Consider the following 11,720-nt stretch of genomic DNA (forward strand, 5'->3'; position numbering starts at 1 on the left):
ACGGGGTCATTGACGCTCAGCGACCGACTGAAGTGCGCCGTCGGCCGCCCGCAGCAGCTCGACGCATCGCTCGGCGAGCTCGAGCGCTTCTTTCGAGGCGCATCCCGAGCGCGACGCGAGCTGTAGGGCGTTGAGCGCGTGGCGGTAGAGCGATCGTTGGACGGCGTGGTTGTCGCATTCGCTGTCGCAGCACTTCTGACTGGCCATCGGTCTCCTCCCTTCGCCGTGTTTTGGTCCAGAAAACAAAAACGCCACGGGAGGAGCCCGTGGCCATACAGCGCCGTGAGCGTGCGTCTACAGCGCTAGCCCGAGCTCGCCTCCCGCGTTGATGCGATGAACGGAACGGTCATCAACTCTCCTTTCTCGCGCTCCGATGCGCGAAGGACGCAGATGTACCAGAGGCGCGCGCGGAACACAAGAGGGATTTCCACATTTCGTGCACGGCGATACGCCCACCGATGCGATCGCCGCGCGGCGATACTTCCTCAAGTGCCTCCAGCAACAGGAGACCGAGCGTGAGCAAGCGCGGACCGGTCGTGCCGATCGGCCTCGCGATGGCGTTCGGCCTGTTCGGCCTGACCTTCCGCGGGTCGCGCGCACGCTTCTGGGAGCGCATGACGCTCACCGGCTTCGTGCTCGGCAACTTGGCACTGGCGAACGATGCGGAGCTACGCCGGTTGCGTTTCCGCGAGCGTGACGTCGCGCTTGGCCTGCTATCGGCAGCGGGCCTCTATGCGATCTTCCAGGCCGGCGACCGCATGGCGCGCGCGGTCATGCCCAGCGGATCGCAGGAGATCGGCGACATCTACGCGCTGCGCTCGCTGCGCCCGAAGTCCGAGATCGCCGCGCGACTCGCGGCGATCATCGGCCCGGCCGAGGAGCTGTTCTGGCGGGGGTTCGTGCAGCGCCGTATCGGCGCGGCCGGCGCGGCCATGACATACGGCGGCGCGCATCTCGTCACCGGGAACGCGACGCTCATCGGCGCCGCGACGGTCGCGGGGATCTACTGGGGACTTCTACGGGCGATCGGCATGAGCATGCCGGCCCTCATCACCAGCCACGTTGCCTGGGACATCTGGATCTTCCTCCTCGCGCCCACCGAGCGCGAGAAAGACCCGCAGACGACGGTCTAGGAGGAGCGGTCCCGGATGCGCTCGGCGAGACGCTTGGCGCAGCAGGCGCAGTGCGGGTCGGGCCAGACGAGCCAGACGACCAACGCGAGCCAGCCGGCGAGGAGGCCGATGCTGAATGCCATATCGGCTGACAAATACATGCGATGGCGCTACGCAAGAACTTGGCCACGGGCCCAAATGTCCGTGGACTCGACGAGGAAAGGCGCGCTAGCGAGCGGTAGCGGCGGCGATCGCGTCGCGCAGTGAGAAGCGGCCGAGATAGAGAGCACGGCCCACGATGATGCCGCGCAGCCCGCGGTGGCGGAGTTTTGCGACGGCGCGGATGTCGTCGAGTGAGCCCACGCCGCCTGAGTAGATGACATCCCCGCCGAACGCGCGTGCGACGGCTTCGAGGCCCGCGACGTCCGGCCCCTGCAGCGTCCCGTCGACCGAGACGTTCGTGTACACGACCGACGGCACGCCGGTGATGGCGAGCTTCTGCATGAGGTCGACGGCACGGACGTCGCTCGTCTCCGTCCAGCCCGCCGTCATCACCATCCCATTGCGGGCATCAACGGCGACGGCCATGCCGTCCGCATGGCGATCGACCAGGCGACCGATGAGTTCAGGATCCTCGATGGCGGCGGTCCCGACGATGATCCGTGACGCGCCCGCCTCGGCGAACCGCTCGGCGGTATCGAAATCGCGGATGCCACCGCCGGCCTGGATCTTCACCGTGAAGCGATTCGCGATCTGCCGGATCGCGTCGAGATTGGCGGGTTCGCCGGTCCGGGCGCCGTCGATGTCGACGATGTGCAGCCACTCGGCGCTTTCGTTCACCAGGCGCTTCGCGGCCTCGAGCGGTGAGGGCGCGACCTCCTCGACCGTCGAGAAGTCGCCGCGGGTCATGCGCACGACCTTGCCGCCGTAGATGTCGATCGCGGGGTAGACGATCACGGCGCGATGGTACGGGCGGCACGGATCGCGTGGCGCAGCAACTCCAGCGCGCGCTCGACATCCGCCGCACGGCGCACGCGCACGAGGATCCAGTCGTAGCCCGGGCCTCGCAGGTCGATCCGAGCGTCGCTCCGGAGCTCGTCGCGCAGAACGCGGACGAGGGTGCGTGTCAGCCGGACATCGACGTCGCCGTTGTGGCAATGCGCGACCTCTGTCTTTCCCAGCCAGAGGGCCTCGCCATGCTTGCGGAACTTCGACTTTCGCACCGTGATCCCCCGGAGGCGCGCGCCGCGGGCCATGAAGTCGTCAAGGACGGTCACGCTTTGAGCACGTCGACGACCCGGCGCATCGATGCCTGGACGCCGTAGCGCTGCGCGAGCGCAGCGATGTGCATCGGCTCGGGCGGGGCTTTCGGGATCGAGCCGTCGCCGCTGACCTCGATCGCACAGTCGAGCACCGGCCCGACGACGGTGCGAGCCGCGACGACGTAGTCCTTGGATGCGTTCAGCTTCGCGCGGATCGTCGCGGAGAGATCCTTGGCCGCTAGGATCGCGTCGAGCGAGCCGTACTTCGCCAGCAGCTGCGACGCGGTCTTCTCGCCGATGCCTCGCACGCCCGGGAGCCCGTCCGAAGGATCGCCGCGCAGGATCGCGTAGTCGAGATAGCGGTCGCCCGGGATGCCGTATTTCGCGTGGACCCACGCCTGATCCACCGCCGCGAGCTCGGTGACGCCTTTCACGGTGAACAGGACGCGGATGCGCGGGTCGCGCACCAGCGTGTACAGGTCACGGTCGCCGCTGACGATCTCGATCGGTCCCTCGATCTTCGTCGTCAGTGTCGCGATCACGTCCTCGGCCTCGCACTCGGTCGCATTCGCGATCGAGATACCGAGCTCACGGAGCAGCTCCGCGATGATGAGGATCTGGGGTCCGACCTCGTCGGGCGGCTCGTCGCCGGTCGCGACACGCGCGCTCTTGTATTCCGGCAGCAAGGCCACGCGGAACTGCGGCCGCCAGTCCTCGCCGAATTCGAACGCGACGTACATCCGCTCCGGCTTGCGATCGTGGAGCAGTCGCTCGATGAAGTTGAGGAAGCCCACGATCGCGTTGACGAGCGTCCCGTCCGGCGCTCGAACCTCCGGCATCGCGTGGTAGGCGCGGTACGCGAGGCTGGACGCGTCGATGAGAAGCGTCGCTATGCGGGCGCCGCCGCAAACACGTGATGGAGGGCCGCGATGAACCGGTCGTTCTCCGCCGGCGTTCCGATCGAGACTCGCAGGCAGCCGGCACAGCCGGGCCACATCGAGATGTCGCGGACGAGGACGCTCTGTTCGAGGAAACGCGTGTGCACCGCTGCGGGAGTCTCGTCCTTCATGCGGAAGAGGATGAAGTTCGTCACCGACGGGTAGGCCTCGATCGCGCGGATCTTCCTCAGAGCCGCGAACACGCGCGCACGCTCACGGTGGCACAGCTCCACGCGCCGCGCGATGGAGGCGTCGTCCTTCGCGATCTTCGCCGCGACCGCGTGCGTCAGCGAGCTCACGTTGTACGGGAGCTGCACTGCGCGGAACAGCTCGGCCACGGCCGGATGCGTCACGAGGATGCCGACGCGGAGGCCGGCGGCGGCCCGGACCTTCGAGAACGTCTTGCTGATGACCATGTTCGGATGCGCCGCGAGCTCTGGAAGCAGCGTCGTGCCGGCGAAGTCGCTGTACGCCTCATCGACGAGGACGAGCGTCTCCGGATGCGCTTCAGCCACCGCGAGGATCGCGTCGAACGGCACCGCGTTGCCCGTCGGGTTGTTCGGGGTCGTGAACACGATGATGTCGGCGCGCGCCGTTGCTGCCGCCGCGACCGCGCGATCCCGCGTGATCTCGTACGGGAGACCGATGATCTCGTCGACGACCGACCCGCCGGCGATGATCGTGAGCCGCCCGTGCATCGAATAGGTCGGCTGGAACAACAGCGTCTTGCGACCGTGTCCGCCGAACACGAGGAACGTGTTGAGCAGGACCTCGTTGCTGCCGTTGCCGAGCACGAGCTGGTCGGGCTCGACGTGGTAACGCTCCGCGAGCAGCCCGCGCAGATCGACGGCCGATGTCGGATAGCGGTTGAGAAGGACGGCGTCGAGCTCGGCCGGGGTCAGCCAGTCGCCGGCTGGATTGGGCTCGGCCCATTCGTTGGCGTTGAGCCGCACGTCGGCCTTCTGCTGTCCGGTGCGGTACGCCGGGAACGCGGACAGATCGGCTCGCGGCTTCGGAAGGCGTGGGGTCATGCGCATAGGGTACGGTGCTTGCCGTCTTGTCGCGTGTGGATGACGGTCACTGCCCGATCTGATGGAAGAAGAAAGCGGCTAGTTCGAGCCGCGTCCGGTAAACTCGCTAGCAGCAGGACCCCTCTGGGGAGTGGCCAAGCGGTAAGGCAGCTGATTCTGGATCAGCCAATCAGAGGTTCGAATCCTCTCTCCCCAACAGATCCGAAGAAATTCGACCGATCCGCCGAGCCGCGCGAGCGTCAAACGACCTGATCGGAATCAGGTGATCGGTGTCCCACGCTCAGGACGATTAGCTGACTCCCGTGAAGTTCATCTGATTCCCTGACCACGCTGACTGGCAATCACTGCCAAGAACGTTTCGCGGCGTGGCGATTCGTGCACACAGCGCCTATCTCGACATGCCAGTGCTGGTGATCGCCACTGAACCAAAGCTTCCTGAGTCGATTCGAGACGACGCAACGCGGCTGCGCCGGAAGCCGTTCGATCTCGAACACTTCGTGGACCACGTAAGGGATGCCGCTGGGCCGAGCCGTTTTCGGAGCTAGATCTCGTTCGAGTCAGTCGCGTCACCGGCTGTGTTAAGGGCGCTCAAGACTCATAGGTATGGACTAACGTGTCTGACGTCACGACTTATCTTCGACGGCGTGCGCTCGATAGCCTCGACAGCCCAGCAGGGAATACTCGGGCGGCTCCTACCCGCGTGACTTCACGTGGTGACGGCCGCGGTTCCCGGCTGTAGCTGATCGAAGACGGACGCTGCCTCTTCGATGATTGTTCCCGAGAGATCACTCGACAGCATGTAGCGCACGATCTTTCCATCGCGCTTCGCAATGATTGCACCGTGCTCGCGCAGGACTCGCAGATGTTGGCTCGTGGCGGTGCGGTTGCGACCGATGACGTTCGCGAGATCGCTGGCCGCGAGCGTCGTGTCTCGCAGCGCGCGCACGATCTTGATGCGTGCCGGGTCGCAGAGCGCATCGAGGAGAGCACGCATCCGCTTCTCGTTGCGCGGGGTCAGCATTTGCCGTTCAGCCGTCTTTACGGCAGTCGGATCGATGGGACGGGGAATGTCTGTCGGCATGAAGGCCTTTCCAGTTCGCCCAGGCAGTTGCGTTTGCTGCGGTAACCATGCATCCGCGGGTCGCCAATCGCATTACCAATCCGTCATGGGTTCTTGTCGCATGGTGAGTCGAGGGACTAGGTGCCGTTCAGTCTCGCGGTCGTCCCTAAACGACCTTCTGCGGGTGAGGTCTTCATCTCATAACCGATTCCCACGACGGTTTCGATGTAATGCGGGCGATCGGGGTCGTCCCTGAGCTTACGGCGGAGGGTGCTCACGTGGCGCGCGATCCTGTTGCTGTGGACCTCCGCTGCGACGAGACCAAGGGCGGCTCCCAGCTCGCGGTAGGTGACGACCTCGCCCGCGCGGGACACGAGCATGTACAGAATGACGTGCTCGGTCGGTGAAAGCCGTACCTCACGTGCGCCCAACTGAACACGTTGTCGGAGCGCGTCGACCTCAAGATCGGCGACCGCCAGAGGCGCAACGGGACGTACCATTTCTCTTCGGTTGCGTGGCAACGTAACTATTGTCGCGTTCGGCGTGCAAGGAGTGCATGACCAAAGCGTCACCCCATGCTCGGACTACACGGTTCTGAGTTGGTCAAGCATTCATTGGCTGCGGTAGTCCGATGGCAGCGCAGCGCCGAAAGTACAACGTAGCCCTCGATTCGCGCGTGTGTGCCGCGGAAGACAAGGCGCCCAACTGATGAAGGATCGTCCCCTGCGGTTTGAGAAGGGCTCACGGCTGAGCCCCGCTACAAGGGCGAGTATGGGCGATCGAGTCTGTCGAAAAGACCGCTTGTCATTCGATGTATGGATGAGGCTCAGGGAGCCTGAGCCAAAGCGATGCGGACCGCGTCCAAGGTGAGGAGACAGAGATGCGTGTTTTGATTCTGGCAAAGGAAGGCGAGCCGAGCGATACGGCGACGCCGCGGCCCCCGACGCCGGAGGCTATGGCGGAGTACCAGAAGTTCAACGAAGAGCTGGTCAAGGCGGGCGTGGTCGTCGGTGCTGGCCGCCTCTCCCCGAGCTCGCAGGGCAAGCGCGTTCGGTTCGACGGCAAGAAGCGCACCGTCATCGACGGGCCGTTCGCGGAGTCTAAAGAGCTGGTCGCCGGGTACTGGCTGTGGGACGTGCGGTCGATCGACGAGGCCCTCGAGTGGCTCAAGCGAGCACCCTACGACGGTGGGACCTTCGAGATCCGCGAAGTCTCGATGCACGAGGGCGCGTGAGGGAGCTTTCGCTATAGGTCAGCGCGAGGGAGACGTGCCCGGGGGCACCGGGCCTGCCGAGACGCTACCAACGGACGCGCATCGTGCGATCGAAGCGATCTGGCGGATCGAGTCGGCCCGGCTCGTCGCCGGGCTGGCTCGCCTCGTAGGCGACATCGGGACCGCTGAGGAGCTCGCACAGGACGCCCTGGTTGCCGCGCTCGAGCAATGGCCCATTAGAGGCGTGCCTGAGAAGCCGGGGGCCTGGCTGATGGCGACTGCGAAGCATCATGCGACCGACCTGATCCGGCGGCGCAAGACGCTCGCGCGCAAACACGAAGAGCTCGGACGCATTGTCGAACGAGATCAGCGGGGCGAGGATTTCGACACGGCGATCGAAGAGCAGTTCGGGGACGACCTGCTCGGCCTCATCTTCATGGCCTGCCATCCGGTGCTTTCTAAAGGCGCTCGCGTCGCACTCACCCTGCGCGTGCTCGGCGGGCTGACGACTGAGGAGATCGCGCGAGGGTTCCTCGTCCCGGTTCCGAGCATCGCCCAGCGCATCGTCCGGGCGAAGCGGACTCTCACCGAAGCACACGTCAGATTCGAGATCCCCGATGGGCCCGAGCGCGTGGCGCGCCTCGCTTCAGTCCTCGAGGTGATCTACCTGATCTTCAATGAGGGGTACGCCGCGACCGCGGGCGAGGATTGGGTGCGACCAGCCCTGTGCGAAGAAGCGATCCGTTTGGGCCGCATCTTGGCCGAGCTCGCCCCCACGGAACCGGAGGTCCACGGGCTCGTCGGGCTCATGGAGATCCACGCGTCGCGTCTGCATGCTCGCGTCGGACCGTCCGGGGAGCCCGTCCTCCTGCTTGATCAAGATCGGACGCGCTGGGACCATCTGCTCATCCGCCGCGGTCTGGCCGCACTCGAGCGCGCCGAGGGGCTCGGAGGTGGCATGGGCCCGTACGCCCTGCAGGCCGCGATCGCCGCCTGCCACGCGCGAGCAGCGACTGCGGCCGAGACCGACTGGCCGCGCATCGTGGCGCTCTACGACGCGGTCGCGCAGCTTGCATCGTCGCCGGTCGTCGAGCTGAACCGCGCGGTCGCTGTCGGTATGGCGTTCGGTCCCGCTGCCGGGCTCGACCTTGTGGATGCGCTCGTGCCTGAGCCCTCGCTCAAGACGTACTACTTGCTGCCGGCCGTGCGCGGCGACCTCCTAAGGAAGCTCGGCCGATTCGAAGAGGCGCGCGCCGAGTTCGAGCGCGCCGCGTCGTTGACGGAGAACACGCGGGAGCGCGAACTCCTGCAGCGACGAGCCGCGGAGTGCGCGGCGCGCGGGATCATGGAGGGCTAGACGAGTGCGCGAACTCGATCGACAGGCGTGCCGCTGAACGACGTGCTCCTGACGCTCGTCATCGCGCAGCGTCGCTTTGTCGAGCGGCTCGACCGTTATCGCCAGAGCGTGACGATCGCCGCCATCACCAGCTGAACAATCAGGTTGTGCGCGTTGTTCAGTAGCCACAGGCCCCAGGGCTTCTTCTCGAACGAGATCTGCGCCGCGGTGAGCGTGGCCATGAATCCCAGCCAGACCAAAATGCCGAGCATCACGGCATCGGTGATGGTCTTCCCGCCGAGGTTCAGTGCGAGCAGCGCGAGCACCCAGGCGTTGACAACAGACGCGACCACACCCACCACGATGCCCATCGCGCCCGGCTGGCCGAGCTGCGCCTGCGTGGTGCCCAGATACCCCATCCAACGGGTCCCGAAGACTTGCGGCGCGTACCAGACGAAACCGATGACCAGCGCTGCGACCGCAGCGACGATGACCGCGAGGTAGTTGACGTTCATATCGACTGTCACTGAAACCCTCCCCGACGCCCGGCGGCGACGGCGGGATGCTACTGCGCCTGCTGGTCACGGGATGACAGCCACCGCGAGATGAGCAGATTCACCAAATGCCCGAGCGGAGAGGCAGACCCTCAAGTCGAGGCGATTGGGTCAGGCATTGGCTCGATGAGAGCGCGCGCCTGCTCCGCAGTGATCTCCTGACCGTGCTGGCTGCGTGCATGCAGCTGCGCCACCGCGATTATCTCTTCCTCGCTTCTGCTCCGGACCTCGAATCCGCAGGGGCAGCGCAACCTACGAAGCTGGGTCACGCCTTTGTCTTACCACGCATTCCAGTCGGAATCCACCCAGACGTGGACCTCGGGCTCGCCCTCGAAGAGCTTGGCGAAGAATTCTCTGATCTGCGGCGAACCCGCGAAGCTCTCGATCCCCTCGAGGCTGGACCATTCATCAACGCCGAAGAAGGCCTTCGGATCGCGGGGATCCAGGAACACCCGGTGCGTGAGATCGCCGGCCTTCTTCGCCGCGTCCTTTGTCGCCCGGGTGACCTCGTCGTGGTATCTCTTGGCCGCCGCTTGGTCGTGGCGGAGCCTCGCGCGGACGGTCACGGTGTACTTCACAGCGTTCCTCCTCTGTCGTGCTCGGGCCATCGTCGCCTTGGCACCTTGTGTTTTCCTTGTCGCGTGCGCGTGTCGATCTGTGGGCGTGTATCAATAGAGGCCGAGTCCGCGGCGCTCGACGGCGACGACCTCCCGGGTCGCCTCGGCAGGCGACTGTTGGCCTACGCGGTGCTCAACCGGCGTCGACCGGTCGGGCGCGACGAGCTCATTACCTCGCTCTGGGGTGACAGGGAACCGGAAGCGGTCGACGCCAGCCTGGATGCCCTCATCAGCAAGCTACGAAGTGCGCTCGCGCGGCTTCACGAGCCAGGGCTCGAGCTGCGGCGCTCCAGCGGGGGGTACGTGTTACAGCTGCCAGCGAACGCCTTCGTCGACCGCGAACGCGCCTGGTCGGCGATCCACCACGTGCAAGCGACGAGACGGAGAGGAGATGTTCGTGGCGCGTGGGCCGAGGCCGTCATCGCGCGTGAGATCGTGGCACGCGGGTTCCTCCCGGGAGACGCGGGTGAGTGGATCGAGGCCGAACGTCGCACGCTGCGCGACATCGAGGTCCAGGCCCTGGAGGCGATCGGCGAGGCGGAACTCGCTCAGTCGCGACCGCTGGAGGCCGAGCGGGTCGCTCGAGCGTTAGTCGTGCTGGAGCCACTGCGCGAGTCGGGCTACCGGCTGCTGATGAGTGCGCTTGCCGCGAGCGGCAACCCGGCGCAGGCGGCGCGCGTCTTGGAGGAGTGCCGCGCAGCTTTAGCGGCCGTCTCTCTTGCGCCGTCCACCGAGACACTTCGCGTGTTCGACGACATCTCCGAGCGCGCCGACTGAGCTCGTTTCGCCGCGGCACGACGCCGTACAGCGGCATCGCTGCGAGACGACCAGTGCTCAGAGCCGGACTACTCGCGGCTGGTGATGGTCATGTCGGGCAGACTGCGTTGATTCGAACGGGCGGAGGAGGTCACGCTGCCCGTGGGTGCCGAATGCGGCGTGCTACGCGCGCGGTGAACATCGTTCGCTCCCAGCTCACGCGCACGCCCAGCGGGGAGAGCTGGGGGCGGCGTGAGCAGCATCGCCGTCCGGCAATCCGCCAGCCGGTCCGCTTCCGTCACGCCGATCCGCGGAACACGACCTCGCAGTCGATCGCTCAGTGCTTGAGCACTCATCACGCCCGACACCATCGGCGCTATACGTCCTCGCAGGCACTGACCTGCAAACAATCCGGCTGCGGCAACAGCGGAGAGTATGCGCGTGCCGATGGTTGGACGATCGCGTCACCACGCGCGCTCGGCAGTGCGACCGTTCACGAGCCGCCCCGGTCCTGGTCGCCGGGCGGGTGCGCAGCGCCATCCCGATGGACACGATGTGCACCTTCATCGACCGACTGCTCGGACGGCAACGGGCGAGGTGCTCACGTGCGTCGCTAGTCGCGGCGCGCGCGTTGTCGTGTCGGGCTGAACGTGCTGCGCCGCAGAGTCGGCCGCTGTCACACGCGTGCGTGATGGGTATGGGCAGCTCAGCACGCCAACCACGACGAGGGTCGTGCGGATCAGGATCGAGTACGGCCGCCAAGGCGACTGGTGACCGCGAAAGAACGACGGATTCCTGAGATCGCTCCGCCCCGCGCGATGCAATCCGGGTGACCGGTGGCGCCCGTGCACCAGACGCCCAGTCTTCGCCCGGTATGCGCTGTCGGGGTGTCCGAAGGCACACCCAGCTGCAAATCATTGTAGGGACGCGCCCCTCACCTCGAAGCACGCTACTCGCTGAGAGTCAGGTCATTAGATTGCGATGACGCATGAGGCTCGAACCGGAGCACACTGGTCTTCGGAGAGCAGTGGAGCGTGAATTGAAATCGCAACTGGCGCGCATGCCGGCCGTGTTCTTTGGACATGGCAACCCGATGAACGCGATCGAGCGGAACCGTTACTCCGAGGCGTGGCGAGCGTTCGGGGCGGCGATCCCCAAGCCTCGGGCCATCGTCGCGATCTCGGCACACTGGTACATCAGGGAGACCGCGGTCACGGCCATGCCGTGGCCCAAGACCATCCATGACTTCTACGGTTTTCCCGAGGCCCTCCACCGCGTCGAGTACAAGGCGCCCGGCGATCCAGAGCTCGCCCGCGTGCTGCAGGACTTGATCAAGCCAACGACGGTGGAGCTCGATGTTGGCGACTGGGGCCTGGATCACGGGACGTGGTCGGTGCTCACGCACGTCGTGCCGAGCGCAGACGTGCCCGTCGTGCAGCTCTCAATCGATCTCACGAAGCCAGCGAGCTATCACCTCGACCTTGGTCGTCGGCTCGACACACTGCGGGATCAGGGCGTGCTGGTCCTCGGGAGCGGCAACATCGTGCATAACCTCGGCGCGATCAACTTCTTGCAGCCGGGGCTGGCGTATGACTGGGCCGTGCGCTTCGACGCCGACGTGCAGCGGTACCTGCATGAGGGCGAAGATGAAGCGCTTGTGCGCTACGAGCGTCACCGCGACGGTAGGCTCGCGGTGCCAACACCAGATCACTACCTGCCGCTGCTGTACGTCGCGGGTATTCGCCGGAACGACGACCCGATGTCGGTCCTCGTCGATGGAATCGACCTGGGCTCGGTCTCGATGACGGCCGTCCGGTTCGGTTGATCACCGCACGCGCCCA

At 65.9% G+C, this 11,720-nt stretch carries 15 protein-coding genes and 1 tRNA gene; 6 read left to right on the top strand and 10 right to left on the bottom strand.

Annotated features, from left to right (window positions below):
- Window positions 1–6: 6 nt before the first annotated feature.
- Window positions 7–207 carry a hypothetical protein gene (locus tag VI056_03055; protein HEY6201999.1) on the bottom strand — a complete coding sequence of 67 codons (201 nt, stop codon included), beginning with the start codon at window positions 205–207 and terminating at the stop codon, window positions 7–9.
- Between the two features lie 308 nt (window positions 208–515).
- Here VI056_03055 and VI056_03060 point away from each other — a divergent pair, with 308 nt between their 5' ends.
- On the top strand, window positions 516–1,133 hold the full coding sequence (locus VI056_03060; protein ID HEY6202000.1) for a CPBP family intramembrane glutamic endopeptidase: 618 nt from the start codon (window positions 516–518) through the stop codon (window positions 1,131–1,133).
- On the opposite strand, the gene VI056_03065 is transcribed toward VI056_03060, so the two are convergent.
- The 5 genes from VI056_03065 to VI056_03085 form a co-directional block, all read right to left on the bottom strand.
- Window positions 1,130–1,273, bottom strand: a complete 144-nt coding sequence (locus VI056_03065) for a hypothetical protein (GenBank protein HEY6202001.1) — start codon at window positions 1,271–1,273, stop codon at window positions 1,130–1,132. The two genes, VI056_03060 and VI056_03065, sit on opposite strands and share 4 nt — an antisense overlap.
- A gap of 67 nt (window positions 1,274–1,340) precedes the next feature.
- Window positions 1,341–2,069: a 1-(5-phosphoribosyl)-5-[(5-phosphoribosylamino)methylideneamino]imidazole-4-carboxamide isomerase gene (gene hisA / locus VI056_03070; protein HEY6202002.1), complete on the bottom strand. Its 729-nt coding sequence runs from the start codon at window positions 2,067–2,069 to the stop codon at window positions 1,341–1,343.
- The gene (locus VI056_03075) at window positions 2,066–2,389 is read right to left on the bottom strand and encodes a luciferase family protein (protein ID HEY6202003.1); all 324 of its coding nucleotides are present in this window, start codon (window positions 2,387–2,389) and stop codon (window positions 2,066–2,068) included. Before VI056_03075 ends, hisA begins: the two co-directional genes overlap by 4 nt.
- Window positions 2,386–3,369 (bottom strand): 5'-3' exonuclease, encoded by a 984-nt coding sequence (locus tag VI056_03080; GenBank protein ID HEY6202004.1) that lies wholly within the window; start codon window positions 3,367–3,369, stop codon window positions 2,386–2,388. The genes VI056_03075 and VI056_03080 overlap by 4 nt, the downstream gene beginning before the upstream one ends.
- Window positions 3,264–4,343, bottom strand: coding sequence for an aminotransferase class I/II-fold pyridoxal phosphate-dependent enzyme (locus VI056_03085; protein HEY6202005.1), 1,080 nt, complete (start codon window positions 4,341–4,343; stop codon window positions 3,264–3,266). The genes VI056_03080 and VI056_03085 overlap by 106 nt, the downstream gene beginning before the upstream one ends.
- Before the next feature lie 124 nt (window positions 4,344–4,467).
- Here VI056_03085 and VI056_03090 point away from each other — a divergent pair.
- A tRNA-Gln gene (locus VI056_03090) sits at window positions 4,468–4,539 on the top strand.
- 510 nt (window positions 4,540–5,049) lie between these two features.
- On the opposite strand, the gene VI056_03095 is transcribed toward VI056_03090, so the two are convergent.
- Together VI056_03095 and VI056_03100 are read right to left on the bottom strand one after the other, a co-directional pair.
- Window positions 5,050–5,337, bottom strand: a complete 288-nt coding sequence (locus VI056_03095) for a metalloregulator ArsR/SmtB family transcription factor (protein HEY6202006.1) — start codon at window positions 5,335–5,337, stop codon at window positions 5,050–5,052.
- Window positions 5,338–5,540: 203 nt separating this feature from the next.
- Window positions 5,541–5,834: a helix-turn-helix domain-containing protein gene (locus VI056_03100; GenBank protein ID HEY6202007.1), complete on the bottom strand. Its 294-nt coding sequence runs from the start codon at window positions 5,832–5,834 to the stop codon at window positions 5,541–5,543.
- A gap of 449 nt (window positions 5,835–6,283) precedes the next feature.
- On the opposite strand from VI056_03100, the gene VI056_03105 reads away from it, so the two are divergent.
- Window positions 6,284–6,637: a YciI family protein gene (locus tag VI056_03105; protein HEY6202008.1), complete on the top strand. Its 354-nt coding sequence runs from the start codon at window positions 6,284–6,286 to the stop codon at window positions 6,635–6,637.
- A 34-nt stretch (window positions 6,638–6,671) separates the two neighbouring features.
- The gene (locus tag VI056_03110; protein ID HEY6202009.1) at window positions 6,672–7,973 is read left to right on the top strand and encodes an RNA polymerase sigma factor; all 1,302 of its coding nucleotides are present in this window, start codon (window positions 6,672–6,674) and stop codon (window positions 7,971–7,973) included.
- Window positions 7,974–8,068: 95 nt separating this feature from the next.
- Here the strand turns inward: VI056_03110 and VI056_03115 are convergent, their stop codons facing one another.
- The gene (locus tag VI056_03115; protein ID HEY6202010.1) at window positions 8,069–8,479 is read right to left on the bottom strand and encodes a DUF1761 domain-containing protein; all 411 of its coding nucleotides are present in this window, start codon (window positions 8,477–8,479) and stop codon (window positions 8,069–8,071) included.
- 305 nt (window positions 8,480–8,784) lie between these two features.
- Window positions 8,785–9,084, bottom strand: a complete 300-nt coding sequence (locus VI056_03120; protein ID HEY6202011.1) for an antibiotic biosynthesis monooxygenase — start codon at window positions 9,082–9,084, stop codon at window positions 8,785–8,787.
- A gap of 63 nt (window positions 9,085–9,147) precedes the next feature.
- Between VI056_03120 and VI056_03125 the strand changes: the two genes are divergently transcribed.
- Both VI056_03125 and ygiD read left to right on the top strand, forming a co-directional pair.
- The gene (locus VI056_03125) at window positions 9,148–9,900 is read left to right on the top strand and encodes a BTAD domain-containing putative transcriptional regulator (GenBank protein ID HEY6202012.1); all 753 of its coding nucleotides are present in this window, start codon (window positions 9,148–9,150) and stop codon (window positions 9,898–9,900) included.
- A gap of 1,018 nt (window positions 9,901–10,918) precedes the next feature.
- Window positions 10,919–11,704, top strand: coding sequence for a 4,5-DOPA dioxygenase extradiol (gene ygiD, locus VI056_03130; protein HEY6202013.1), 786 nt, complete (start codon window positions 10,919–10,921; stop codon window positions 11,702–11,704).
- Window positions 11,705–11,720 lie beyond the last annotated feature (16 nt).

The organism is Candidatus Limnocylindria bacterium, assembly GCA_036523395.1.
Taxonomy (GTDB): domain Bacteria; phylum Chloroflexota; class Limnocylindria; order P2-11E; family P2-11E; genus CF-39.